The sequence below is a fragment of the Sphingomonadaceae bacterium OTU29LAMAA1 genome (assembly GCA_024072375.1).
Lineage (GTDB): Bacteria > Pseudomonadota > Alphaproteobacteria > Sphingomonadales > Sphingomonadaceae > Sphingomonas.
Genome location: CP099617.1, coordinates 3,697,415 through 3,723,406, shown reverse-complemented (window position 1 = coordinate 3,723,406; position 25,992 = coordinate 3,697,415). Strand labels below are relative to the sequence as shown.

Here is a 25,992-nt window from a genome sequence, read left to right as displayed (position 1 = left end):
GATGGCCACCGTTGCCACCGCCAACCGTGCGGAACTGATCGCGATCGCCAATTCGGTCGCATCGGAAAAGATGATCGACAAGAGCATCGTCATCGAAGCTCTGGAAGAAGCGATCCAGCGCGCCGCCAAGACGCGCTACGGCATCGAAAACGACATCCGCGCGAAGCTCGATCCGACCACAGGCGACCTGCGCCTGTGGCGCGTCGTCGAGGTGGTCGAGGCGGTCGACGATTACTTCAAGCAGGTCGACGTCACGCAGGCGCAGAAGTTGCAGCCGGGCGCGGTCGTCGGCGATTACATCGTCGACCCCCTCCCCCCGATCGAATTCGGCCGCATTCAGGCGCAGGCCTCGAAGCAGATCATCTTCCAGAAGGTCCGCGATGCCGAGCGCGAGCGCCAGTATGAAGAGTTCAAGGATCGGCAGGGCGAGATCATCACCGGCGTCGTCAAGCGCGTCGAGTTCGGCCATGTCGTCGTCGATCTGGGCCGCGCCGAGGGGGTTATCCGCCGCGACGCGCAGATCCCGCGCGAAGTCGTCCGCGTCAACGACCGCATCCGCAGCCTGATCCTCAACGTCCGCCGCGAGAACCGCGGGCCTCAGATCTTCCTTAGCCGCGCGCACCCCGACTTCATGAAGAAGCTGTTCGCGCAGGAAGTGCCGGAAATCTACGACGGCATCATCACCATTCAGGCCGCCGCCCGCGATCCCGGTTCGCGCGCCAAGATCGGCGTCATCAGCCGCGATTCGAGCATCGACCCGGTTGGCGCCTGCGTCGGCATGAAGGGCAGCCGCGTGCAGGCCGTCGTGCAGGAAATGCAGGGCGAGAAGATCGACATCATCCCCTGGTCGCCCGACATCGCCACCTTCGTCGTCAACGCGTTGCAGCCGGCCTCGGTCAGCCGCGTCGTGATCGACGAAGAGGAAGAGCGGATCGAGGTCGTTGTGCCCGACGATCAGCTCAGCCTCGCCATCGGTCGCCGCGGCCAGAACGTCCGCCTCGCCAGCCAGCTGACCGGCAAGGCGATCGACATCCTGACCGAGCAGGACGCGAGCGAGAAGCGCCAGAAGGAATTCACCGAGCGCACCGAGATGTTCCAGACCGAGCTGGACGTCGACGAGACGCTGGCGCAGCTGCTGGTCGCCGAAGGCTTCGGTGCGCTGGAAGAGGTCGCCTATGTCGAGCTCGACGAGATCGCCGGGATCGAGGGCTTCGACGAAGACCTCGGGCAGGAACTCCAGAGCCGCGCACAGGAAGCGCTCGATCGCCGCGAAGCCGCGAATCGCGAGGAACGTCGTGCACTTGGCGTCGAGGACGCGCTGGTCGACATGCCGTATCTGACCGAAGCGATGCTGGTCACGCTCGGCAAGGCCGGCATCAAGACGCTCGACGATCTCGCCGATCTCGCCACCGACGAACTGGTCGAGAAGAAGCGCGTCGAACCGCGCCGCCGCAACGAGGACACTCCCAAGCGTCCCGAGCCGAAGGGCGGTATTTTGTCCGAATACGGCCTGTCCGACGAACAGGGTAACGAGATCATCATGGCCGCGCGCCAGCATTGGTTCGCCGATGACGAAGCTCCTGCTGCCGAAGTGCCTGCCGCTGCTGCTTCGGACGAAACGGCCGAGGGCGAGGAAGCCTGATGCCGTTCGTCTCGATCCGCATCTCCGGCAGCGCCACGCGCGACCAGAAGGCGGGGATCGTCGCCGACGTGACGTCCTCGCTGGTGTCGCGCCTCGGCAAGAACCCCGCCGCGGTGCAGATCGTGATCGAGGAAGTGTCGACGGAGAATTACGGCGCCGGCGGGCAATTGCTCGCCGATCGCGACGCCCCCAAACCGAGGGAGGACGCGCATGCGGTTCCCTCACAATGATGCGCTAACGCTCCACCAGGTTCGCGCTGTGCGTAACGGCTCGCGGGTGACCGCGGGGACGGTCGTGTGCGCGTCGCCCGCCCCCCCCCCCCCCCCGTCACCCCGGACTTGTTCCGGGGTCCACCCGTCCACGCACGGAAAGCCTGCGATTGATCCGGCGAAACGAACCAGCGGGGGCCACGGCATGACCGACCCGATCCGCAAGTGCATCCTTACGCAAGACCGTGACCAGCGCGACAACCTCATCCGGCTCGCGCTGTCACCCGACGGCACGATCCTGCCCGATGTCCGCGCCAAGGCGCCCGGCCGCGGCGCGTGGATCGGCGTCACCCGTTTCGCGCTCGAAGAGGCGATCGCCAAGAAGCGCCTGCGCGGTGCGTTTGCCCGCGCGTTCAAAGGCGAACCGCTCACGATTCCCGACGATCTGCCCCAGCGTATTGAAGACGCCCTGCAACGCAACGCGCTCGACCGCCTCGGTCTTGAATCACGCTCGGGCGGCCTGTTCACCGGATCGGAAAAGATCGAGACCGCCGCCCGTTCCGGCCAGCTTCAAGCGCTCTACCACGCCGCCGACGCCGGCACCGACGGCAACCGCAAGCTCGACCAGGCATGGCGGATCGGATCGGATCGCGAAGGTTCGCCGCTCAGGGGCTTGGTATTACCGGTGCCGCGCACCATATTGTCGTTGGCGCTGGGCCGCGAGAATGTGGTACATATAGGCCTGACCGACCGCGCTGCCGCCGCGCGGGTGAGCGATGCGCTCGACCGCTGGCTGCATTTTATCGGACCTGAACCCACTCCCGTGCCTTGCGAAACGGCCTCGCAGGGCGCATCGGCGCCCGGACATTCCCCCGATACTTTCGGGGCCGAATCCGACGGGCATCGACCGGCCGTAGACGTAAACGAGGAATTTGAGTGAGCGACACCGACAACGAGAAGCCGAAACTTGGCATGCGCACGCCCCTGGGCGTCAAGCGCACGGTCGAGACCGGCCAGGTGAAGCAGAGCTTCAGCCATGGCCGGTCCAACACGGTGATCGTCGAAACGAAGAAGCGCCGCGTGCTCGGCCGTCCGGGCGAGGCACCGGCCGCGACCGAATCGCAGGTGCAGGCACCCGTCGCCGCACCGGCTCCGGTCGCCGCCCCCGCGCCTGCCCCGCGTCCAGCCCCGTCGAACGAGACGGCGCAGGAGCGGCAGGCCCGCATGCTGCGCGAGGCCGAGGACCAGCGCATGCACGCGCTGGAGGACGCCCGCCGACGTGAGGAGGCCGCGCGTGTGCAGGCCGCCGAGGACGCACGCATCCGTGCCGCCGAGAAGGCGGCTGCCGCGGCAGCGCCTGCTCCGGCACCCGAGTCCGCTCCGGAACCGACACCTGCGCCTGTGGCAGCAGCGCCTGCCGCTCCGCAGCCGGCCCCGGTCGTCGTACCGACGCCAGCCGGTCGTGGTTTCCGTCCGGTCGAGCGGCCCGTGCCGCCACCCGCGCCGGTCGAAGCGCCTGCTCCCGAGTCCGTCGCAGCACCCGTGCCGGCGCCGGTCGAGGCTGCTGTGCCCGCACCGGCCCCAACGCCCGCTCCTGCTCCGCGTGCCGTTGTACCCGCTCCCGCCCCTGCGCCGACGCTGCAACTCGGCCGCGATCCGTCGATGCCGGCACCGCGTCGCTTCTCGCCGGTCGCCCGACCCGAGATCCCGAAGCCGCAGCCCAAGCCGGAGCCGGCCCCCGCGCCTGCGGCGGCACCGACCACGGCAGCCGCATCTTCGGCTGGTGGCGCAGCGTCGCGCAACCTGCCCTCGGGTCAGGCGACGCCGCGCAACGCGCCGCCCAGCCGGCCGACGCAGCGCGACCGCAAGGGCGACGAACGCCGCGGCGGCAAGCTGACCGTCAACCGCGCGCTCGGCGACGATGGTGCGCGCTCGCGCAGCCTCGCCGCGCTCAAGCGCGCGCGTGAGAAGGAAAAGCGTCACTTCGGCGGCCCGCGCGAACAGCAGGCCAAGCAGGTCCGCGACGTCCAGGTGCCGGAGGCGATCACCGTCCAGGAACTCGCCAACCGCATGGCGGAAAAGGGCGCGGACCTCGTGAAGACGCTGTTCAAGATGGGCATGCCCGTCACGATGACGCAGACGATCGATCAGGACACCGCAGAATTGCTGGTGACCGAATTCGGCCACAACATCGTCCGCGTCAGCGACAGCGATATCGATCTCGCGCTCGACACGACCGAGGACACCGAGGGCGAACTGAAGCCGCGTCCGCCGGTCGTCACGATCATGGGCCACGTCGATCACGGCAAGACGTCGCTGCTCGACGCGCTGCGCGGCACCGACGTGGTGCGCGGCGAAGCAGGTGGCATCACGCAGCATATCGGTGCCTATCAGGTCACGCTGAAGGACAAGTCGAAGGTCACGTTCCTCGACACGCCGGGCCACGAGGCGTTCACGCAGATGCGCGCGCGCGGTGCCGACGTCACCGACATCGTGGTGCTGGTGGTCGCGGCCGACGACGGGCTGATGCCGCAGACGATCGAGGCGATCAACCACACCAAGGCGGCCGGCGTGCCGATGATCGTGGCGATCAACAAGATCGACAAGTACGAGGCCAATGCCCAGCGCGTGCGCGAGCGCCTGCTGAGCGAAGAAGTGGTGGTCGAGGAAATGGGCGGCGACGTCCAGGACGTCGAAGTCTCCGCGCTGAACAAGACCGGGCTCGATACGCTGATCGAGAAGATCCAGCTTCAGGCGGAACTGCTCGAACTGCGCGCCAACCCCGATCGCGCCGCCGAGGCGACGGTGATCGAGGCTAAGCTCGACAAGGGTCGCGGCCCGGTCGCGACGGTGCTCGTCAACCGCGGCACGCTAAAGGTCGGCGACATCTTCGTCATCGGCGCAGAAAGCGGCAAGGTCCGTGCGCTGATCGACGACAAGGGCCGTCAGGTGAAGGAAGCCGGCCCGGCGATGCCTGTGGAAGTGCTCGGCATGACCGGCGTTCCCTCGGCAGGCGATCCGTTGCAGGTGGTCGAGAGCGAGGCCCGCGCCCGTGAGGTCGCGGAATATCGCCAGGGCGTGCTGACGCAGAAGCGCACCACGACCGCGCCGGCGAGCCTCGAGAGCATGTTCTCGGCGTTGAAGGCCAATGCCGCGATCGAATATCCGCTCGTCGTGAAGGCCGATACGCAAGGGACTGTCGAGGCAATCGTCGCGTCGATCAACAAGATCTCGACCGATCTCATCAAGGCACGCGTGCTGCACGCGGGCGTCGGTGGCATCACCGAGAGCGACGTGACGCTGGCCGGAGCCTCGGGCGCGCCGATCATCGGCTTCAACGTCCGCGCCAATTCGAAGGCACGCGAGATCGCCGATCGGCAGAAGGTGGCGTTGAAATATTACGACGTCATCTACGACCTGACGGACGAGATCCGCGCCGGCATGGCCGGACAGCTCGGGCCGGAAGCGTTCGAAACCGTGGTCGGCCGTGCGGAAATCCGCGACGTCTTCTCGGCAGGCAAGCACGGCAAGGCCGCCGGTCTGCTGGTGGTCGAGGGCAACATCCGCAAGGCGCTCAAGGCCCGCATCACGCGCAACGACGTCATCATCTACCAGGGTGAAATCGCATCGCTGCGCCGCTTCAAGGACGATGTCCCCGAAGTGCGCGCCGGTCTGGAGTGCGGCGTGACCTTCACGTCGAACTTCGTCGACATCAAGGCGGGCGACTTCCTGGAAACGTTCGAAGTCGAGATGCGCGAACGGACGCTGTAACCTTCTTCTCCCTCTCCCGGCGGGAGAGGGAGGGAGCCGGCAAAGCTGGCGGAAGGGTGAGGACGGATGGGTGGCGCAATATGGCCCTCATCCTCGCACCGCCTGACGGCGGCGGTCCCCTCCCTCTCCCGTCGGGAGAGGGAATATGAACAAAGAACCCCAGGAAAAATCCGTTCGCACGCTGCGTGTCGGCGAACAGGTCCGTCACGTCCTGTCGGAAATTCTCGCACGCGGCGACGTGCACGACGCGACGCTGGAAAAGCACATGGTCTCGGTCACCGAAGTCCGCATGTCCCCCGACCTGCGCCACGCGACGGTGTTCGTGAAGCCGCTGCTCGGCAAGGACGAGGAAGCGGTGCTGAAGGCGCTGCGTACCAACACCGCCTACCTCCAGCGCGAGGTCGCGCATCGCATCCAGAACAAATATGCGGCCAAACTCAAGTTTCTGGCCGACGAGAGCTTCGACGAAGGCAGCCACATCGACGCCCTCCTCCGCAAGCCCGAAGTGGCACGAGATTTGGGCGAGAATTGACCGCCGCTTGACCAGCGTCACCGTCAGCAATGCCCTGGCTGTGCCTATGACGATATGGATCGAGCCATGGTGCGATGAGCTTGTACTTCCCTCTCGCGCTGAGGCAGCATTCAGATCGGTTGGAGCAGGCGTTGCGCCCCCTAAACTTGAGATTGTCGATGAGACACTCGTGGTTTGGGCTGGTGGTCCGGGAACAATGATCGTGCTTGTCGACAACGTGGAGCAAGACACGGGGTCGCGGACAATAGATTTGAACCCCGCGATGTTTGAGATGCCGGTCAAAACGTTCGTACAAACCGTATTCGGCAATCAGCCCGGTGCCCGCCCTGCTGGGGTGGCCGCGCCGAAAAAGCACTCGATCTGGCGCCTGATTTTCCGCCGCTGGCAGCGATCCGCAAGGGCGCTATGAAGTGGGCATGGCCAAGCTCTATTTCTACTACGCCTCGATGAATGCGGGGAAGTCGACGACGCTGCTGCAGGCGGACTTCAACTATCGCGAGCGAGGCATGAACACGATGCTGTTCACCGCGGCGGTCGACGACCGCTTCGCCGCGGGGACGATCACCAGCCGGATCGGGCTGGAGGCGCCAGCGACGCCGTTCGACGCGACCACCGATCTCGCCGCCTGCGTGGGGGACCGACAGGCGTCGGAGCCGCTCGCCTGCGTATTGGTCGACGAGGCGCAATTCCTGACCGCCGGGCAGGTCGCGCAGCTCGCCCGCATTTGCGACGTGTTGAACGTGCCGGTCCTCGCCTACGGCCTGCGCACCGACTTCCAGGGGCGGCTGTTCGAAGGATCGGCGCGTCTGCTCGCGACCGCCGACGCGCTTATCGAGATCAAGTCGGTGTGCGTCTGCGGCCGCAAGGCGATCATGAACCTGCGCGTCGATGCGGAGGGGCGTGCCATCGCCGAGGGTGCCCAGACCGAGATCGGCGGCAACGACCGCTACATAGCGCTGTGCCGCCGCCACTTCAGCGAGGCATTGGCCGACCCGCCGAAGCTCTAGCGCGCGGGCCTTCCCCACGCCATATCCGACCCATGAACCCCGACAACATCGTCTACCGCACGGCCATCTGGATCATCCCGCTGGTCATAGCGATCGTCTTTCACGAAGTCGCGCACGGCTGGATGGCGAAATGGCTCGGTGACCCGACGGCGCAGGAGCAGCGGCGATTGAGCTTCAACCCGATCCGCCACGTCGATCCGATCGGCACGGTGATCCTGCCGCTCGGCCTCGCCATCGCGGGCGCGCCGGTGTTCGGCTGGGCGAAGCCGGTGCCCGTGCTCGCGCATCGGTTGCGCAATCCTCGCTGGGGCATGGTCGCGGTGGCGCTTGCGGGGCCGGGCATGAATATGGTGTTGGCGACGTTCGCCGCGATCGCGATCGGTGTGACCGCGGCGGCGTCTGGCGGCACCCAACCGGTCGGTGTGGGGGCATTCCTGCTGGCGAACCTGTTCAACTTCCTGCTGGTCAACGTCTTTCTCGCATTGTTCAACCTGCTGCCGATGCCGCCATTCGACGGTGGCCATGTCGTCGAGGGGCTACTGCCGCGCCCGCTCGCGGCCCAATGGGCCAAGATCGGGCAATTCGGTTTCCTGTTGCTCATCCTGGTTCTGGTCGTGCTGCCGATGATCGTCCCGAGCGCCAATGTCGTCGGCCGGATCGTCGGCCCACCGGCTGAAGCCGTCGTGCGAATGTTTATGAATTTGGCTGCTGCTATCGCCTAAGCCGTTGGAACGCATGCACTTGTCGCCGGTTCTGGTTTGCAACGTCGGGAGTGTCGACATGCAGAAAATGCTTCTTGGGACCTTGTCGATCATATTGCTGGCAAGTCCCGTTCTTGCCCGCGACGATCGTGCGATCGGACGCGAGACGGTCATCGGCTTCGCATCCGGCGGCGGATTGCGCGACTGGCAAGCCGGGCCACCGAACAGCGGCATCGTCTACATGCGCGATCGTACCTTGCGCTGGTATCGGGTCCAGTTGACCGGTCCCTGCATCAAGGATCGCGCGCTCGACACGTTGACCTATACGACGGACCCGAACGGCACCTTCGACCGCTTTTCGCGCGTATCGTTACGCCGTTTTCCCAACCAGATCTGCGGTGTACGCAGCATCAAGACGAGCCTGCCACCCAAAGGCCAGCCCGGCGCGCCCCGCCCCCGCCGCTGATCCCCCCATTGCCGCTACTACGCATGCCCCCTAAGCACCGCGGCCATGCACGGCTGGATCATCATCGACAAGCCGCTGGGGCTCGGCAGCACGCAGGTCGTCTCCGCGGTCAAGCGGAGCTTGCGGCAAGGCGGCTACGGCAAGTTCAAGGTCGGCCACGGCGGCACGCTCGATCCGCTCGCGACGGGGGTCCTTCCGGTCGCCGTCGGCGAAGCGACCAAGCTTGCAGGGCGGATGCTCGACAGCGACAAGGTCTATGCCTTCACGATCCGCTTCGGCGAACAGACCGATACGCTGGATGCAGAGGGACCGGTGATCGCCACCTCCGACGTCCGGCCGACGCTGGCGGACGTGGAGGCGGTATTGCCACGCTTCACCGGCCCGATCGCCCAGGTCCCACCGGCGTATTCGGCGCTGAAGGTCGACGGCGAACGCGCCTACGACCTCGCGCGCGCCGGTGAAGAGGTAGTTCTCGCCAGTCGCAACGTGACGATCCACTCGCTCACTCATTCCTCCTCCGCAAGGGGGAGGTGGCACGGCAAAGCCGTGACGGAGGGGGAGGCAAGCGGCGAACTCGGTAAAAGCGGAAACGTCCCCTCAATCACGCCTGCGGAACGATCCCCCTCCCCCGCTGAAGCGAGAGAGGACTTGGCCGAAGTCACCCTCACCGCCCATGTCTCCAAGGGCACCTACATCCGCTCCCTCGCCCGCGACATCGCCATCGCACTCGGCACCGTCGGTCACGTCACCATGCTGCGCCGCCTCAAGGCCGGTCCCTTCGACCTCGCCCCCGCGATATCGCTGGACAAATTGGCTGAGGCCGGTACAGCGCGCACCCTTGAACACTTACTCCTGCCGTTGAGGGCGGGGCTGGACGACATCCCGGCTCTACCCCTCTCCCCGGATCAGGCAGGGGCGCTCCGTCAGGGGCGCGTGCTGACCGGGATCGCCAAAGACGATGGCCAATATTTCGCGTGTGAGGGGGACACCCCGGTCGCGCTGGTAGAGGTCGAGGCCGAAGAGGCCCGTGTCGTCCGCGGTTTCAACCTGTGATGTCGAGGATGAACACATGACCATTACCGCAGAGCGCAAGGCAGAAGTCGTCAAGGAACACGCCCGCCAGGAAGGCGACACGGGTTCCTCCGAAGTCCAGGTCGCGATTCTGACCGAGCGCATCCGCAACCTGACCGAGCATTTCAAGGGTCACAAGAAGGACAACCATTCGCGCCGCGGGCTACTGATGATGGTCAACAAGCGGCGCTCGCTGCTCGACTATCTCCGCAAGACCGATGGCCAGCGGTATCTGGACCTGATCGCGAAGCTCGGCCTTCGCAAGTAACGCTAAGGGCGGCCTACGGGTCGCCCTTTTCTTATGGCCGTGCTATGAGCCGGCCTCCAATTTCAGAAATACCGGCCACGATGCCGGGTGAGCGGAAACGGGCAATTCGGCCCCGATCCCCCGGAGCGACAAGACGCTCCATACCGCCGCGGGCCGGCTTAGCCCGCAGATAGGCCCCCCGACGCATCTGGCGCGGGGAGTGAAGGAAAATACATGTTCAATGCCAAGAAGGTAGAGATCGAGTGGGGCGGCCAGACGCTGACCCTCGAAACGGGCAAGGTCGCCCGCCAGGCCGACGGCGCGGTGATCGCGACGCTCGGCGAGACGGTCGTGCTCTGCGCCGTCACCGCTGCCAAGACCGTGAAGGAAGGCCAGGATTTCTTCCCGCTGACCGTCCACTATCAGGAGAAGTTCTCCGCCAGCGGCCGCATCCCCGGCGGCTTCTTCAAGCGCGAGCGTGGCGCGACCGAGCGTGAGACGCTGGTCAGCCGCCTGATCGATCGTCCGATCCGCCCGCTGTTCCCCGAAGGCTTCTACAACGAGATCAACTGCATCGCGCAGGTGATGAGCTATGACGGCGAGAACGAGCCCGATCTGCTGGCGATGATCGCCGCATCGGCCGCGATGACGCTGTCCGGCGTGCCCTTCATGGGTCCGATCGGCGCCGCGCGCGTCGGTTACCAGAATGGCGAATACATCCTCAACCCGTCGGACACGCAGGTCGCCGAGGGCGAGCTGGACCTGATGGTCGCAGCGACGCACGATGCCGTGATGATGGTCGAATCGGAAGCCAAGGAGCTGTCCGAGGACGTCATGCTGGGCGCCGTCATGTTCGCGCATAAGGCGTCGCAGGACGTGATCAATGCGATCATCAAGCTGGCCGAACAGGCCGCCAAGGAGCCCTGGGAGCTCAAGGTCCAGGACGACAAGGCCGCCGTCAAGGCGACGCTCAAGAAGCTGATCGGCAAGGATCTGGAGGCAGCGTACAAGCTGACCGACAAGCAGCAGCGCCAGACCGCGATCAACGCCGCCCGCACCAAGGCACGCGAGGGCATGGCCGACCTGAAGGACAGCGATCCCCAGGCCTATCTCGCCAGCCTCAAGCTGGTGAAGAAGCTGGAAGCGGACATCGTCCGCACCGCGATCCTGAAGACCGGTCGCCGCATCGACGGCCGCGACACCACGACCGTCCGTCCGATCGAATCGGAAGTCCACTTCCTGCCGCGCGCGCATGGCTCCGCCCTGTTCACCCGCGGCGAGACGCAGACGATCGCCACGACGACGCTCGGCACCCGCGACGCGGAGCAGATGATCGACGGCCTCAACGGCCTGTCGTACCAGAACTTCATGCTCCACTATAACTTCCCGCCCTATTCGGTCGGTGAAGTCGGCCGCTTCGGTGCGCCGGGTCGTCGCGAGGTCGGTCACGGCAAGCTCGCATGGCGCGCGCTGCACCCGGTGCTGCCAACCAAGGAGGAATTCCCCTACACGATCCGCGTCACCAGCGACATCACGGAGAGCAACGGCTCGTCGTCGATGGCGACGGTCTGCGGCGGTAGCCTCGCGATGATGGATGCCGGCGTGCCGCTGAAGCGCCCGGTATCGGGCATCGCGATGGGCCTGATCCTCGAAGGCAAGGACTTCGCCGTCCTGTCGGACATCCTGGGCGACGAGGATCACCTCGGCGACATGGACTTCAAGGTCGCCGGCACCAGCGAGGGCATCACCGCGCTCCAGATGGACATCAAGATCTCCGGCATCACCGAAGAGATCATGAAGGTCGCGCTGAAGCAGGCCCACGAGGGCCGCGCGCACATCCTCGCCGAGATGGCGAAGGCACTGGGCGAGACCCGCTCGGAGCTGTCGGCGCACGCACCGCGTATCGAAACCTTCACGATCGACAAGTCGAAGATCCGCGAAGTCATCGGCACCGGCGGCAAGGTGATCCGCGAGATCGTCGCGCAGACCGGCGCCAAGGTCGACATCGACGACGAGGGCGTGATCAAGGTCTCCTCGTCCGACCCGTCGCAGATCGAAGCCGCGATCAAGTGGATCAAGGGCCTCGTCGAGGAAGCCGAAGTCGGCAAGGTCTATGACGGCAAGGTCGTCAACCTGGTGGACTTCGGTGCGTTCGTGAACTTCATGGGTGGCAAGGACGGCCTCGTCCACGTCTCCGAGATCAAGAACGAGCGCGTCGAGAAGGTCTCGGACGTCCTGAGCGAAGGCCAGGAAGTCAAGGTCAAGGTTCTCGAGATCGATCCGCGCGGCAAGGTCCGCCTGTCGATGCGCGTCGTCGATCAGGAAACCGGTGCCGAGCTGGAGGACACCCGTCCTGCCCGCGAACCGCGTGAAGGCGGCGACCGTGGTCCCCGTGGTCCGCGCGCTGGTGGCGGCGATCGTGACGGTGGGCGTGACGGCGGCGGTCGTGGCGACCGTGGTCCGCGTCGCGACGGCGGTGGCCGTGACGGCGGCGGTCGTGATGGCGGTGGCCGTGGCCCGCGGCGTGACGGCGGTGACCGTGGTCCCCGCAGCGAAGGTGGCGATCGCGCGCCCCGCAACGGCGGCGGTAACGACGACGGTCCTGCACCGGAATTCGCTCCGGCGTTCCTGACCGAAACGCGCGACTGATCCTCGGCCTCAGGCTGAATCAGGAAGGGGCCCGGCAGCGATGCCGGGCCCCTTTTTACGTGTTCAGACCCCCTTGGACGGCGTCTCCGGCGCCGGCGTCACGATCACGGTCGGACCCGCCCACAGCGTCTCTGCCGCGCGGCGCAGCTTCACTGGCGACACCGGCTTCTCGCAGCGGGGTAGATGACGGTAGCGATCCGGGATCATGGCTTCGTCATAGCCGCTGGTGATCAGCACCTTGACGCCCGCCGCGATCAGGTGATCGAGCAGCGGATATGCCAATGTTTCGCGCAGGTTGATGTCGAGTATCGCGGCGTCGATGAAACCGGCGTGCGCGATCGTTCGCATGCTCTGCGGCAGCGACGCGGCGGGCCCGATTACCTCCGCCCCCACCTGCCGCAATTCGCATGCAAGGTCATCGGCGATCAGATATTCGTCCTCGACGATCATTATTCGCTTCCCCAGCAAGGGGGAACTTGTCGAGCTCATTAGCTTACTCCCTGTAAAACAAGGAATAATGCATGTATTCCATATGGCGCTAACATGGGTGAGCGAGCATAAGTGTCAAATGTTGTCAGATCGCGCGATGTCTTCTGTACCGCCCGCTCACCGTCTGATCAGTCGACTGCAGCATTACGTGCAGTTCAGCGATGACGAGCGCGTTGCGATCGAAACCGCGTGCGGCGGACCGGTCGTCACCGTGCGACAGCGGCGCGACCTGATCCGCGAAGGCGATCGACCGCGCGGGGTAAATCTGATCCTCGACGGCTGGGCGTTCCGCTACAAGACGCTGGAGGATGGCCGGCGGCAGATCATCGCCTTCTACCTGCCGGGCGACCTGTGCGACCTCCATGGCTACATTCTGAAGGAAATGGATCATTCCGTCGGCGCGCTGACGCCGGTCCGCTACGTCGAAATCCCGCGCGACCGGATCGAAGGATTGTCGATGCTGGGGCCGCGGCTCAATCAGGCCTTGTGGTGGGATACGTTGACCGCCGCGGCGATCCAGCGCGAATGGACGGTCAATCTGGGCCAGCGCGACGCGATCGAGCGCCTGTCGCACCTGTTCTGCGAATTGTTCTTCCGCCTGCGCACCGTCGGGCTGGTCGAGGGCAATTGCTGCGAGATCCCGCTGACCCAGACCGACCTCGCGGAGGCGACGGGTATGACACCCGTCCACGTCAATCGCATGGTGCAGGAACTGCGGGCGCGCGGATTGATCCGATGGAAAGGTCGCGAATTCGAAGCGCTCGATCTTGACGGACTGTGCAATGTCGCGATGTTCAACCCGACCTATCTCCACCTCGATTTCGAAGGACGGCATCTCGATGCCAATGGGTGATCCGTCCCGGCGTATCGCCGCATCACCGGGATCTCACGGGGGTTCCTCCTCCCCGATCGCATGGCGCGCCACATCGGGTGGCGATTGCCTCTGGTTCTCGCCGGAATGGACGGCGCTGACCGGTCAGGCGGCAACCGATAGCCAGGGCATCGGCTGGATCGCCTGCGTCCATCCCGATGATCGCGGCCGATTGCTCGAGGCATGGCGCAGGGCGCGGACCGGCCGGGTGTTCACCGCCGATCTCCGCATCAGGATCGCCCGCAACGGCAGCTACCGCTGGTTCAGGACACAGGCGCTGCCCATCGGCGACGCCCCGCAGGTCGCGGACGGCTGGGCGGGCCATGCGATCGACGTGTCCGACCTCTACGATCGGCTCGAGGGAGAGGCGACACTGCGGGCGACGCTCCACCACCGCATCCGCAACACGCTCGCGGTCATTCGCTCGATCGCCCGCCGGACGGCCGAGAACAGCGAGACGGTCGAGGATTACCGCAATCACTTCGACGGCCGCCTCGGCGCCTTTGCCCGCACGCAGAGCCACATCATGCGCACCGGGGTCGAAGGTGTCGATCTGGAAGGCCTGCTCGCCGACGAACTACTGGCGCATCAGGTGGGCGGGCGCGTTACCTATAGCGGGCCGGAAGCCCGACTGCCGCCACGGATCGCCGACCAGCTCGGCATCGCGCTGCACGAACTGACCGAGAACGCGATGCAGCACGGCGCGCTGAGCCGCGAACATGGACGGCTGGAGGTTCGCTGGTGGATCACCGGCGATACCCCGGACCGGCTGCTGCATATCGACTGGCGCGAAGACGACCCCGACGGTGGCTTCGTCGCCCCCGATACGGAAGGCTTCGGGCTAGAGCTGCTGACCCGCAGTTTGCGCTACGAGGTGGATGCGGACGTCGATATCGCATTCGCCGATCACGGCTTCGCCTGCACGATCCGGCTTCCGTTCGCCTGACCCGCGGTCCGTCGCCCGGCACGCCAGCGCAGGCGTGCCGGGCGACCGGCGTCAGTGTCGGAAGCCGGGATCGATACGATCGAGCTTGCGGAGCAGCGCCGGCCACGCGAGCGCCTTCGCCACCATGCCCATCCCCTTGGGATTGGTCTGTCCGGCGACCTTGTGCTCGACGCCCTGCGGCGGCGTATTGAGCCGGTCGCGCCCCGCCGCCAGCATCAGCACCTGCGCCTCGCATGCGCGTTCGAGGAAATAGAGCCGCAGGAAACACGAGGCTACGCTATCGCCCACCGTCAGCGTGCCGTGGTTGCGCAGGATCATCGCATTCTTGTCGCCGATGTCCTGCACCAGCCGCTCGCGTTCCTCCAGGTCGGTCGCGATCCCCTCATAGTCGTGATACGCGACATCGTGCCCCGCGATCATCGAGGTCTGCGTGTGCGGCAACAGCCCGAACTCCATTGCCGACACCGCCTGCCCGTGCGGCGTGTGCAAATGCATCACCGCGGCGGCATCCTCGCGCGCCATGTGGATCGCGGAATGGATTGTGAAGCCGGCAGGATTGACCGGGTGATCGCTCTTGCCGACCGGCTGGCCATCGACATCGATCTTGACGAGGCTGGACGCGGTAATTTCCTCGAACATCATGTCGTACGGGTTGATCAGGAAGTGATGCTCCGGCCCCGGCACGCGCGCCGACAGATGCGTGAAGATCAGATCGTCCCAGCCATAAAGCGCGACGAGGCGGTAGGCGGCGGCGAGATCGACCCGCGCCTCCCATTCGCCCGGCGCCATCCCGGCGGACTCATCCTTGCGTAACGACGTGGCCATGGCATCTCTCCAGTTGCTCTTTGCTACCGATGCTACGCCCGTCCGGCGATCACATCAATGGGGCCGGATTGATCCAATTAAGCGAAGCGCCTGAAAAACATCGTTATAGAACAGGTGCTTGTAACGAGTAGCCCGTTGGCGGCAGGCACAACTCCATGTCGGATCATCACGATGCCAAGCCATGTCGATGTCGAATATTATGTTTCCCGGGAACGCCAGGAGCGCGCGCTCGCCGATCGCGCCAGCCATATCGAGGGGCGCCGCGTGCATCTCGAAATGGCGAAACGCTATGCCCGCATGATCGAGGAGGCCGCACCGGGACCGCGCATGCGCATGCCCCACTGACCGTTCCCGAAGATCAGAGGAAGCCGGTCTGGCGAAGCCAGGCCTCGCACAAGGCCGGCCAGATCGCGACGGGCAGGCCGACGGTGTCCATCGCGAACCCGTGCGGCGCATCGACGAAGACATGCAGTTCCGCCGGCCCGCCGGCCGCCGTCCAGGCATCATGCAACCGCCGTGCATTCTCCACCGGCACCACCGGATCGTTGCCCGCATAGACGATGAATGCCGGCGGCGGCGCCGGCAGCAACTGTCGATCGGGCTGCAACGCATCGTACAGCGCCTGTTTCTCCGGCGGTGCGAGCGGTGGCTTGTCGGCGACGACGGTGCGTCCCGCGGCATTGGTTGAAATGGGCGCATAGCCGATCACCATCGCATCCGGCCGCAGCGCGTCGTCGCCCGGCCACGCGGATGGGCGCGCCGCCGCGAGGCAGGCCGCCAGATGCCCCCCGGAGGACAGGCCGACGACGCCGATACCGTCATGGCCCAGGGCGCGGATCGCCAGCATCGCCGCCGCCGCATCGTCGAGCGGTGCGGACGGGCCTTGGTCCGCATCCGGAAAGCGGTGCACCAGCACATAGGCATGATAGCCGAGCGCGGTCAGCCAGCGCGCCACCTGGACCCCCTCGCGCCCGACCATCAGCGCGACATAGCCGCCACCGCCCAGCACCAGCATCGCCCGACCGTTCGGCACCGCCGGGCGAAACTCTAGCAGCACCGGCTGCGCGACCGCCGTCACCACGGCACGATCGTCCGGATGACCCGCCTCGAACGTCAGCGCGTCGGGGACCGGCGTATCCCCCCGCAGCGGCAGCACCGCGTCCGCGCCCAGCATCAGCATCCCGGTGTCGCTCCATCGAAAGAGGAATGGCCCGCGACGCAGGGATGCGTCGGATAGGCCTCGCCATCCAGCTGGGTCGCCTCGCGCACCACGGACAGCCGGTCGCCGTCGTCGCGCATCTCGTACAGCTTGCCGAGCGCATAATTGAACGGGCGATGCAGGATCATCATCAGCCGCCCTTCGAATGTACGGAACAGCATGCCATGGCCGCTGTCCCGCTCCACCAGCGTGCCGAGTTGCTCCCACGGCCCCTCGATCCCGCCGGACACCGATCGCGCCTGCGCTTCGACATAGCCCTTCTTGCCATAGCTCGACCACAGCATCAGCAGTGTGCCGGTCTTGCTGCGGTACAGCTCGGGGCCGTCGGTGACGTATACCGTGTCGCCATCCGGCTGCACCTGTCCGACCGCCCAGGGCGCATCGCTCGCCTTGAACAGCTCCCGCGGCGGACCGGCGGCGGACAGGTCGTCGGCCAGCGGCACCGCTTCCATCGTGCCGGTGCCGGTCTGCCACCATTCGTGCGCATAGACGAGCCACGGTTTGCCCTTCGGATCGACGTACAGCGACCCGTCGAGCGTCATCCGGTCCGTCGCGACGATCGGCTCGCCGCCGCGCACCAGCCGGTACGGACCGTCGATCCGGTCCGCCACCGCCAGAACGGTGCCGCGGCGATACGTCGTCCGCTTGCCGCTGCGCCCCAGCGTGGCGGCGGGATCGTGGAAGGTGGTGAACAGATACCATTTGCCCTTCCACTGATGGATTTCCGGCGCCCAGCTGCCCGCCTTCGCCCAGATACCGGCGGGCAACGTGAAGACCAGCTTCGGCCGGGTCCAGTGCTTCAGGTCGCGGCTGGCGTACATCATCGTGCCAAGCCGCCCGTCACCCGTCATCGCGGCTTCGTTGCGGGTGAACAGGTAATAGGTGCGGCTCGCCCGGTCGGCGACGATCCATGGATCGTGCAGGTGCATCGCCGTCATCACCAGCGGCGCCTCCGCCACCGGGCGCGCCGGCGCCGCGCCTGTCAGCGCCAGCAGCGCGGCGGCGAGGGCCAGCCGCATCATACCGCGATGCTGTTGCCGTAGCCGATCACCACCGTCGCGATCAGCAGCAGCGCGACACCGGCCCAGACGATCCCCTTGATCCCAGCACCCACGTCCTTCCACTCGCGGAAGGCGAAGCCCCACAAGGTGCCGAAGATGATGATCGACGCCATGTGCAGCGTCCAGCTGGAGAAGCCGAGCCGCCCCATCTGGCTCTCGCCCATCGTGTAGAAGAAGAACTGGAAATACCACGTCACGCCGGCCAGCGCGCTGAGCACGTAATTGCGCAGCAGCGGCGGGCGCTCGACACCGGGCTTCGTCCGTCCCGCCCATTCGCCGCCGCTGCGATTGCGGCTGACGAGAATGGCGCACCAGATGCCGTTGGTGATCAGCCCGCCGAACATGACGAGGCACAGCACCGGCAACCCGGTCCACAACGGCCCCGTGCCGGCGGCGGCCGACAGCCCCTTGATCGGTTCACCTGCTGCAAGGCCGAAGGCGAAGCACGCCGACATGATCCCGGCGAAGATCGCGACCGCGATCCCCTTTTTGAAATCGAATTCCGCGACCACCGCCGCCTTTTGCTCGGGCGTCAGCAACGCATCCTTGCGCGCGCCGGCGATGGCGACGACGACGATGCCGACCACCGTCAGGCCGATGCCCGCGAGCACGATCCTGCCGGACGTATTGGCGAGCAGCTTCTCGTGGAATTCGCCGGTGAACAGCGGCGGGATCAGCGTCCCGAACACGGTACACAGCCCCAGCACCACCGCCATGCCGAGGCTCAGCCCGAGATAGCGCATGACGAGGCCGTAGCCCAATCCGCCGAAGCCCCACAGCAACCCGAACAGGATCGGCCACCAGAAGGCCGGCGACGGTGCACTGCCCAGCACGCCGAGCAGGTCGTTGGTCTGCAGGCTGGCGAAGAACCACGGCGCCACCACCCAGGAAAACACGCCGCCGGTCAGCCAGTAGATCTCCCACGACCAGCGCTTCACGCCGCGATAGGGGACATAGAAGCTGGCGGAGGCGAGACCGCCCAGCCAATGGTACATCACGCCCGTGAGCGGATTGGGTGTCATCGGACCATTCCTCTTTACTTCAGTCGTCCCCGCGCAGGCGGGGATGCATAGTCGCAGTACCGGCGGCTCTTGCGTGATGTCGGTATTTACGGATCCCCGCTCGCGCGGGGATGACGATCGTCACTGCAGCGTGGCGATCGCCTCAAACCCCCAGTCCCAACCGGTACACCCGGTCCGCATTGCGCCCGAACATCGCCCGCCGCTCGTCCTCGGCAAAATCCGCTGTCACCGCGTGATACGTTTCCATGTACCGGTCGATCGGCGCGAACAGCGTGTCGGTCGGCGCATCGCTCGCGAACAGGCAGCGGTCCGGACCGAACAGCTCGATCGCCTCCAGCAGCAGCGGTTGCACCCGTTCCGGCGTCCAGTCGCGCCAGACGAAGCCAAGCCCCGACAGCTTCACCGCGACCTGCGGCAACGCCGCCAGCGCGGTCATGCCGTGCCGCCAGTCGGCCAGCCCATCGGCATCGCTCATCACCGGCATCCCGAGGTGGTTGATGACGACCGGCACCTCCGGATACCGCGCGAACAGCGGCACCAGTCCCGGCATCTGCCCCGGATAGCATTGCAGGTCGAACGACAATTCGTGCTTGCCGAGCAGCGCGAACCCCGCCTGCCACGCTTCGTCCAGCGTCACGTCCCGCGGCGTATAGGTCCGCCGGGGATCGGCATGCCAGTTGACGATCTGGCGGATACCGCGAACGTGCGGATGCGCTGCGTGCTGCGCGAGCAGGTCGTCCGCGTCGGGCGCCGCCAGATCGGCATAGCCGACGATCCCGGTCGGCAGTCCGCTGTCGGTGGCGAGCGCTTCCAGCCATTCCGTTTCGCGCAGGGCATGCGCCGCGTCGGCCCCGGCATCGATATGCACTGCGCCGACGACGTTCCAGCGGGCGAGGTCGGCGCGATAATCGGCGACGCCGTAATCGCGTGCGATCGCTTCCGCGCTGCCGTTGGGACCGTCGCCGTCGAACGGCCCGGTCAGCCACGGATAGGATATGTGGTTCAGGTCCCACAGGTGGATGTGGGCATCGACGAACGGGATCGTGGTCATCCGCCTCTCCGGTTTGAACCCGTGCCGTCTCGAAGCGGACGACTGCGGAGTGGTTCAGCAATCAGCGCCCCCGCCCTCACCCCTTCACACCCTCTTCCGACGAGAGTGGGAGGAAGCCGCGCAGCGGCGCAAGGGTGAGGACAGCGGCGAACGCTCAGTACGTCGTCCGCCCCCCGGAGGTGTCGAATACCGAGCCCGTCGTGAAGCTGCATTCCTCGCTCGCCATGAAGCACACCATCGCGGTCGATTCATGCACCTCGCCCAGCCGGCCCATCGGGATCTTCGACCGCATGTAATCGACTTGGCTCTGCGGCAATTGCTCCAGGATCGGGCTTTCGAACGTCGCCGGGGTCAGCGCGTTGGCGATCACGCCCTTGCCCGCCAGTTCCTTGCCGAGCGATTTGGTGAAGCCGATCACGCCCGCCTTGGTCGCGGAATAAGCGGAGGCGTTGGGATTGCCCTCCTTGCCCGCGACCGAGGCGACGTTGACGATACGGCCGTAACCGTTCGCCAGCAGCGCCGGCACGATCGCGCGGTTGCAATAGAACAGCCCGTTCAGATTGACCCCGACGACCTGCAACCAGCTGTCGATCGGGAATTCGTGCACCGGCACCGTCGCCCCGGTGATCCCGGCCGAACACACCAGCACGTCGATCTTGCCGAGCGCCGCCAGCGTCGTCTCCGCCGCCTTCGCCACCGCATCGGCGTCGGACACGTCGAGCGCCACGACGTGGCGGGCGCCGATCTCGTCCTTCGCCATCGCCAGCGCATCGGCGTTGAGGTCCCACAGCGCCACCGTGCCGCCCTCGGCGACGATGCGCTTCGCCACGTCCTTGCCCAGACCCGACGCGCCGCCGGTGATCACGGCATGACGCCCCTCGAACCGTCCCGCGAAGGTCATGCCAGCACGCCCTCGCCCAGGTGACGCCATGCGACGACCTGCTGCCGCTGCGTGCCGAGCTTGGCGATGCCCAGCTCCATTACATCGCCCGCCTTCAGGTAGATCGCGTCCGGCTTCTTGCCCTCGCCCACGCCCGGTGGCGTGCCGGTGATCAGCAGGTCGCCCGGCTGCAACGTGATATATTCGCTGACGTAGCTGATCAGCTGCTTCAGGTTGAAGATCATCGTGCGCGTATTGCCGGTCTGCATCCGCGTCCCGTTGACGTCCAGATGCATGTCCAGCTCCTGCGCATCGCCGACCTCGTCGGGCGTCACCAGCCAAGGACCGACCGGGCAGAAGGTGTCGTGGCCCTTGCCCTTCGACCATTGCGTGCCGCGCTGCTTCTGGTTGAATCGCTCCGACACGTCGTTCGCCAGCACGTATCCGGCGACCTTGTCCAGCGCCTCGTCCTCGCTGACGTAGCGGCAGGTCTTGCCGATGATCACGCCCAGCTCGACCTCCCAGTCGCCGTGCGTCGCGTCCTTCGGCAGCACCACGTCGTCGTTCGGGCCGGACAGGCTCGACAGCGCCTTCATGAACATCATCGGCTCGGTCGGGATCGGCAGGTTCGATTCGATCGCATGGTCGCGATAGTTGAGGCCGATCGCGACGATCTTGCCGATGCCCTTCACCGGCACGCCATAGCGCGGGCTGCCCTCGACGACCGGCAGCGACGCAATGTCGACGCCCTGCACCGTGGCGATCGTATCGACGGTGATGTCGTCCACCACGCCCGACAGGTCGCGGATGGTGCCGGCGTCGTCGACGACACCGGGCTTTTCCTGGCCGGGCTGGCCAAAACGGCAAAGCTTCATGGGGAGGATCTTTCTACAGGAATCAGTGGGTGTAGGGACGGTGCATCGCGATCTCGCGGTTCAGCTCGACGCCGAAGCCCGGCGCGTCGAGCGCACTCGCCTTCAGCTTTCCGTTCTGCGGCACCGGCTCGCCGATCAGCTGCGGGTGGAACATCGGCACCACCTCGGTCGGCCCCGGATGCATCATCAGATATTCCGCGAACGGTGAATTGTGCCGCGTGATGACGAAGTGATAGCTGTAGACCGACGATCCGTGCGGCACGACCATCTTGCCGTGCGCATCCGCCAGCGCGCTGATCTTCAACAATTCGGTGACGCCGCCGCACCAGCCCACGTCCGGCTGGATGATGTCGCAGCAGTCCATCTCCATCAGCATGCGAAAGCCCCAGCGCGTCGCCTCATGCTCGCCGGTGGTGACCAGCATGCCCTTCGGCACGTTCTTCTTGAGCTGCGCATAGCCCCAGTAATCGTCGGGGCTGATCGCCTCCTCGATCCACTTCAGGTCGTATTCGTGCGCGGCGATGGCGAGGCGGGTGGCGTAATCCACGTCCAGCGCCATCCAGCAATCCCACATCAGCCAGAAATCCGGCCCGCACCGCTCGCGCATGTCGGCCAGCTCGGCGATGTTCTTCTTGAGGCCCTCGATCCCCTCGGCCGGGCCGTGGTGCAGCGGCATCTTGCCGCCGATGAAGCCGAATTCCTTCGCCTTGTCGGGCCGCGCGCCGGTCGCGTAGAATTGCAGCTCGTCGCGCACCGCGCCGCCGAGCATATGATACACCGGCTCCTGCCGCAGCTTGCCGAGCAGATCCCACAGCGCAAGATCAACACCGGAAATCGCGTTGATCACCAGCCCCTTGCGCCCGTAATATTGGGTCGAGAAGTACATCTGGTCCCAGATCTTCTCATAGTCTGTCGGCGAACGCCCCTCCAGGAACCGCGCCAGATGCTTCTCGACGATGAAGCACGCCGGCTCGCCGCCGGTGGTCACCGCGAAGCCGATCGTGCCGTCCTCCGCCTCGATCTCCACCACCAGCGTACCCAGCACGTTGATGCCGAAGCTCTGCCGCGACTGGCGATATTCGGGATAGCGCGACATCGGCGTCGCGATGTGGTTGTCGATCCAATGGCCTTCGCCCTGATCGTGATAATCGGCACCGCCGCCGCGCACCGTAAAGGCGCGGACATGCTTGATCTTGGGTAGAGACACGATTCCCACGGTGAGGCTCCCGTTCGTCAGCACAGGCTCGGATGAGGCACCGCCGATCGGCGATATGAGCATCCTCCCGAGCTTGTTACTCTTTTCACTTTATGGGATAGCTCGTTAGGTGATGAGAAAAGCCGCGTCAAACGGAGACTCGGGACTGGTGAGGATTTCGGGTTTGAACACGGCTCTGTCCTACACCGCCGCCGATGTGCAGGGTGCGCCGATGCCCCGTGCCGCCCTTGCCATGTCGCCTCCGCCACGACGGTGTGACGCGACGTTGCCATCGCGCGAGTGTCTCAACTTCGCCGACCGCGACACACCCTTCGGCCAGGCTCACCACCCCCGTCACCCCGGACTTGTTCCGGGGTCCACCCATCCACGACGGAAACCCTCGCTCCTCCCGCTTTTCCACCCGAAACAAAGTGGACCCTGGAACAAGTCCGGGGTGACAAGGGGTTTGAACGCATGACCACCCCCCGCGTCGCGCTATTCGTCACCTGCCTCGTCGACCTGATCCGCCCACAGATAGGTTTCGCCGCCATCACAGCGCTCGAAGCCGCCGGCTGCGAAGTGATCGTCCCCGAAGCGCAAACCTGCTGCGGCCAGCCCGCGCTCAACTCCGGCGACCGTAAGACCGCCGAGGACCTCGCCCGCCGCGCCATCGCCGCGCTGGAGGGTTACGACCATGTCGTCATCCCCTCGGGCAGTTGCGCCGCGACGATCCGCGTCCACTACCCGGAGATCCTCGAACACGACGCTACCTGGGGTCCCCGCGCGACCGCGCTCGCCGCGAAGACCTACGAGATCATGGCCTATCTCGACGAGGTCCGCGGCTGGAAACCCGAAGGCGTCGCCCTCCCCGCCACCGCCACCTATCACGACAGTTGCTCCGGCCTGCGCGAACTCGGCATCAAGCGCCAACCGCGCCGCCTGCTCGCCGCCGTCGACGGCCTCGCGCTGAAACCGCTCGACGGCGCGGAAACCTGCTGCGGCTTCGGCGGCACCTTCTGCGTCAAATATCCCGCCATCTCGAACGCGATCGTCGCAGAGAAGGCGACCGCGATCGACGCCAGCGGTGCCGACCTGCTGCTCGCCGGCGACCTCGGCTGCCTGATGAACATGGCCGGCAAACTCCATCGCGAAGGCTCGCCCGTCCGCGCCTTCCACGCCATCGAACTGATCGCCGGCATGGGCGACGGCCCCGCGATCGGGGAAGAGGCATGACCACCACCTTCGATCAGCGCGTCGCCGAGGCGCTAGCCGACAAGAACCTCAAACTCGCGGTCGAACGCACCGCCGGCACCGCCGAAGCCAAGCGCACCATCGCCGTCGACGCCTTCCCCGACTTCGAGTCCGCGCGCACCCGCGCCGCCGCGATCAAGGACCACGTGGTCGCCAATCTCGGCCATTACCTCCAGCAATTCGAGGCGAACGCCACCGCCGCCGGCGCGCACGTCCACTGGGCGCGCACCGCGCAGGAAGCCTGCGACATCGTCGTCGGCCTGTGCAAGGCCGCCAATGCAAAGAGCGTCGCCCGCTCCAAGTCGATGCTCGGCGAAGAGATCGGCCTGCCCCACGCCCTCGCCGAGGCCGGCATCGGCCGCATCGAAACCGACCTCGCCGAACACATCATCCAGCTCTCCGGCGAGCGCCCGTCGCACATCATCTGGCCGGCGATGCACAAGACTCGCGAACAGGTGTCCGCCCTGTTCAAGACCAGCCACCGCAACCCGCACGTCGAGGAAACCATTGCCGCGATGGCGGAAAGCGCCCGCCGCCACCTGCGCGAAGGCATGCTCGCCGCCGATGTCGGCATTTCCGGCGCGAACTTCCTCGTCGCCGACACCGGCGCGGTCTGCACCGTTACCAACGAAGGGAATGCCGAACTCTCGCTGGTCCCGCCGCGGATGCACATCGTCACCGCCGGGATCGAAAAGATCGTCCCCTCGACCGGCCACGCCGTCCACATGCTCCGCATGCTGTCGCGCTCGGCGACCGGCGCACCGCTCAGCCAATACACCACCTTCTACACCGGCCCGAAGCGCGCCGCCGACCGCGACGGCCCGGAGGAAATGCACATCGTCCTCGTCGACAACGGCCGCACGACGATGCGTGAAGAGGGGCTCGCCGAGATGCTCCGCTGCATCCGCTGCGGCGCGTGCATGAACCATTGCGTCGTGTTCCGGCAGATCGGCGGCCACGCTTATGGCGGTACCTATCCCGGCCCGATGGGCGCGGTGCTCACCCCCGCCTTCGACGGGCTGAAGCAATCGCGCGACCTACCCAACGCCTGCACCTTGAATGGCAAATGTCAGGAGGTATGCCCGGTCCGCATCCCCCTCCCCACCCTGCTGCGCGGCTGGCGCGAGAAGAGCTGGCGGGAAGGGCTGGAACCGGCATCCTTGCGCTCCGGCCTCGGCACCTGGGCGTGGTTCGCCCGCCGTCCCCGCCTCTACCGCGCGGCCACCGCCGCCGCGCTCAAGTCGATGCGCCTGATGGGCCGCACCGGCTGGCTGAGCAAAATCCCCCTCGCCGGCGGCTGGACCCAATACCGCGACATGCCCAAACCCGCCGCGGAAAGCTTTATGGCCCAGTATAAAAAGGGCCGCCGCTCGTGAGCGCTCGCGACGCGATCCTTTCCCGCCTCACCGGCACCGCCAAGCCGTCCGCAATCGATGCGGAGGCGGCAGCGCTGCTGATCGCCCCCGAACGCCCGCCGGTCGATCCGGCGGCGCTGGAAGAGACGTTCCTCGCCCGCCTGACACTCCCCAGCGTCGCCGCGACGGTCGATCGCATCGGCGACATCGCCGACCTGCCCGCCGCGATCACGCGCTATTGTGCCGATCAGGGACTGCAGCGCACGCTCTGCGTGCCCCCCGACCCGCGCCTGCACGCCTGCGACTGGACCGACTTCACCCTCCACGACAGCGCCGCCCCCGACGAACCGGTGGCTCTCGCCATCGCCCGTTGCGGCGTCGCCGAAACCGGCAGCCTCGTCTTCGAAACCGCGCCGGAAGCGCCGATGCTGCCCAACTTCCTCGCGCTCCACCACATCGTCGTCGTGCCGCTGGTCGTCCTTTATCTCGAGGATGCCGTCCTCGCCGGTTCGCACCCGCGCGCGCATTACTGGGTCACCGGCGTCTCCGGCACGACCGATATCGAGGGCACCTACGTCCGCGGCGCGCATGGTCCCCGATTCCTCCACGTCATCCGTATCGGCTGATACGCCGCTGCCGTTTCGCGCCGTTGTACGA

Annotated in this window: 27 protein-coding genes; 18 read left to right on the top strand and 9 right to left on the bottom strand. The window is 66.2% G+C overall.

Annotated features, from left to right (window positions below; genetic code table 11):
* Position 1: 1 nt before the first annotated feature.
* From nusA to pnp, 12 genes are all read left to right on the top strand, one after another.
* Entirely contained in the window at positions 2–1,642 is a 1,641-nt protein-coding gene (gene nusA, locus NF699_17835; protein USU04866.1) for a transcription termination factor NusA, read from the top strand.
* Positions 1,642–1,872: a 4-oxalocrotonate tautomerase family protein gene (locus NF699_17830; GenBank protein USU04865.1), complete on the top strand. Its 231-nt coding sequence runs from the start codon at positions 1,642–1,644 to the stop codon at positions 1,870–1,872. Before nusA ends, NF699_17830 begins: the two co-directional genes overlap by 1 nt.
* Before the next feature lie 184 nt (positions 1,873–2,056).
* Positions 2,057–2,791 (top strand): DUF448 domain-containing protein, encoded by a 735-nt coding sequence (locus tag NF699_17825; GenBank protein USU04864.1) that lies wholly within the window; start codon positions 2,057–2,059, stop codon positions 2,789–2,791.
* On the top strand, positions 2,788–5,622 hold the full coding sequence (gene infB / locus NF699_17820) for a translation initiation factor IF-2 (GenBank protein ID USU04863.1): 2,835 nt from the start codon (positions 2,788–2,790) through the stop codon (positions 5,620–5,622). Before NF699_17825 ends, infB begins: the two co-directional genes overlap by 4 nt.
* A 145-nt stretch (positions 5,623–5,767) precedes the next feature.
* Complete coding sequence (gene rbfA / locus NF699_17815) at positions 5,768–6,154, top strand: 30S ribosome-binding factor RbfA (GenBank protein ID USU04862.1); 387 nt, start codon at positions 5,768–5,770, stop codon at positions 6,152–6,154.
* 7 nt (positions 6,155–6,161) lie between these two features.
* On the top strand, positions 6,162–6,563 hold the full coding sequence (locus tag NF699_17810) for a hypothetical protein (protein USU04861.1): 402 nt from the start codon (positions 6,162–6,164) through the stop codon (positions 6,561–6,563).
* 7 nt (positions 6,564–6,570) lie between these two features.
* Entirely contained in the window at positions 6,571–7,161 is a 591-nt protein-coding gene (locus tag NF699_17805) for a thymidine kinase (protein ID USU04860.1), read from the top strand.
* Between the two features lie 32 nt (positions 7,162–7,193).
* Entirely contained in the window at positions 7,194–7,883 is a 690-nt protein-coding gene (locus NF699_17800) for a site-2 protease family protein (GenBank protein USU04859.1), read from the top strand.
* A 58-nt stretch (positions 7,884–7,941) separates the two neighbouring features.
* Positions 7,942–8,328, top strand: a complete 387-nt coding sequence (locus tag NF699_17795) for a hypothetical protein (GenBank protein USU04858.1) — start codon at positions 7,942–7,944, stop codon at positions 8,326–8,328.
* A 45-nt stretch (positions 8,329–8,373) separates the two neighbouring features.
* Positions 8,374–9,381: a tRNA pseudouridine(55) synthase TruB gene (gene truB / locus NF699_17790; protein ID USU04857.1), complete on the top strand. Its 1,008-nt coding sequence runs from the start codon at positions 8,374–8,376 to the stop codon at positions 9,379–9,381.
* A 16-nt stretch (positions 9,382–9,397) separates the two neighbouring features.
* Positions 9,398–9,667, top strand: a complete 270-nt coding sequence (gene rpsO, locus NF699_17785) for a 30S ribosomal protein S15 (protein USU04856.1) — start codon at positions 9,398–9,400, stop codon at positions 9,665–9,667.
* 213 nt (positions 9,668–9,880) lie between these two features.
* Positions 9,881–12,295, top strand: coding sequence for a polyribonucleotide nucleotidyltransferase (gene pnp / locus NF699_17780; GenBank protein USU04855.1), 2,415 nt, complete (start codon positions 9,881–9,883; stop codon positions 12,293–12,295).
* Between the two features lie 63 nt (positions 12,296–12,358).
* Here the strand turns inward: pnp and NF699_17775 are convergent, their stop codons facing one another.
* A complete protein-coding gene (locus NF699_17775; protein USU04854.1) occupies positions 12,359–12,745 on the bottom strand; it encodes a response regulator in 387 nt (128 codons plus the stop codon).
* 187 nt (positions 12,746–12,932) lie between these two features.
* On the opposite strand from NF699_17775, the gene NF699_17770 reads away from it, so the two are divergent.
* Together NF699_17770 and NF699_17765 are read left to right on the top strand one after the other, a co-directional pair.
* Positions 12,933–13,637, top strand: coding sequence for a Crp/Fnr family transcriptional regulator (locus tag NF699_17770; GenBank protein USU04853.1), 705 nt, complete (start codon positions 12,933–12,935; stop codon positions 13,635–13,637).
* Positions 13,630–14,601 carry a PAS domain-containing protein gene (locus tag NF699_17765; protein USU04852.1) on the top strand — a complete coding sequence of 324 codons (972 nt, stop codon included), beginning with the start codon at positions 13,630–13,632 and terminating at the stop codon, positions 14,599–14,601. Before NF699_17770 ends, NF699_17765 begins: the two co-directional genes overlap by 8 nt.
* A gap of 51 nt (positions 14,602–14,652) precedes the next feature.
* Here NF699_17765 and NF699_17760 read toward each other — a convergent pair whose 3' ends face one another.
* Entirely contained in the window at positions 14,653–15,426 is a 774-nt protein-coding gene (locus NF699_17760) for a class II aldolase/adducin family protein (GenBank protein ID USU04851.1), read from the bottom strand.
* A 171-nt stretch (positions 15,427–15,597) separates the two neighbouring features.
* Between NF699_17760 and NF699_17755 the strand changes: the two genes are divergently transcribed.
* The gene (locus NF699_17755) at positions 15,598–15,771 is read left to right on the top strand and encodes a hypothetical protein (GenBank protein ID USU04850.1); all 174 of its coding nucleotides are present in this window, start codon (positions 15,598–15,600) and stop codon (positions 15,769–15,771) included.
* Between the two features lie 13 nt (positions 15,772–15,784).
* Here the strand turns inward: NF699_17755 and NF699_17750 are convergent, their stop codons facing one another.
* The 7 genes from NF699_17750 to rhmD form a co-directional block, all read right to left on the bottom strand.
* Positions 15,785–16,606, bottom strand: coding sequence for an alpha/beta hydrolase (locus NF699_17750; protein ID USU04849.1), 822 nt, complete (start codon positions 16,604–16,606; stop codon positions 15,785–15,787).
* Positions 16,600–17,664, bottom strand: coding sequence for a glycoside hydrolase family 43 protein (locus NF699_17745; GenBank protein ID USU04848.1), 1,065 nt, complete (start codon positions 17,662–17,664; stop codon positions 16,600–16,602). Before NF699_17745 ends, NF699_17750 begins: the two co-directional genes overlap by 7 nt.
* Positions 17,664–18,728, bottom strand: a complete 1,065-nt coding sequence (gene rhaT, locus NF699_17740; GenBank protein ID USU04847.1) for an L-rhamnose/proton symporter RhaT — start codon at positions 18,726–18,728, stop codon at positions 17,664–17,666. Before rhaT ends, NF699_17745 begins: the two co-directional genes overlap by 1 nt.
* A gap of 142 nt (positions 18,729–18,870) precedes the next feature.
* A complete protein-coding gene (locus tag NF699_17735; GenBank protein ID USU04846.1) occupies positions 18,871–19,779 on the bottom strand; it encodes an amidohydrolase family protein in 909 nt (302 codons plus the stop codon).
* 154 nt (positions 19,780–19,933) lie between these two features.
* Positions 19,934–20,680: an SDR family oxidoreductase gene (locus NF699_17730; GenBank protein USU04845.1), complete on the bottom strand. Its 747-nt coding sequence runs from the start codon at positions 20,678–20,680 to the stop codon at positions 19,934–19,936.
* Complete coding sequence (locus NF699_17725; GenBank protein ID USU04844.1) at positions 20,677–21,534, bottom strand: fumarylacetoacetate hydrolase family protein; 858 nt, start codon at positions 21,532–21,534, stop codon at positions 20,677–20,679. Before NF699_17725 ends, NF699_17730 begins: the two co-directional genes overlap by 4 nt.
* 22 nt (positions 21,535–21,556) lie before the next feature.
* Complete coding sequence (gene rhmD / locus NF699_17720) at positions 21,557–22,741, bottom strand: L-rhamnonate dehydratase (protein USU07146.1); 1,185 nt, start codon at positions 22,739–22,741, stop codon at positions 21,557–21,559.
* A gap of 462 nt (positions 22,742–23,203) precedes the next feature.
* Here rhmD and NF699_17715 point away from each other — a divergent pair, with 462 nt between their 5' ends.
* The 3 genes from NF699_17715 to NF699_17705 are packed head-to-tail and all read left to right on the top strand — an operon-like array spanning position 23,204 to position 25,961.
* Positions 23,204–23,962: a (Fe-S)-binding protein gene (locus tag NF699_17715; protein ID USU04843.1), complete on the top strand. Its 759-nt coding sequence runs from the start codon at positions 23,204–23,206 to the stop codon at positions 23,960–23,962.
* Entirely contained in the window at positions 23,959–25,356 is a 1,398-nt protein-coding gene (locus NF699_17710) for a lactate utilization protein (protein ID USU04842.1), read from the top strand. Before NF699_17715 ends, NF699_17710 begins: the two co-directional genes overlap by 4 nt.
* A complete protein-coding gene (locus tag NF699_17705) occupies positions 25,353–25,961 on the top strand; it encodes an LUD domain-containing protein (GenBank protein USU04841.1) in 609 nt (202 codons plus the stop codon). Before NF699_17710 ends, NF699_17705 begins: the two co-directional genes overlap by 4 nt.
* Positions 25,962–25,992 lie beyond the last annotated feature (31 nt).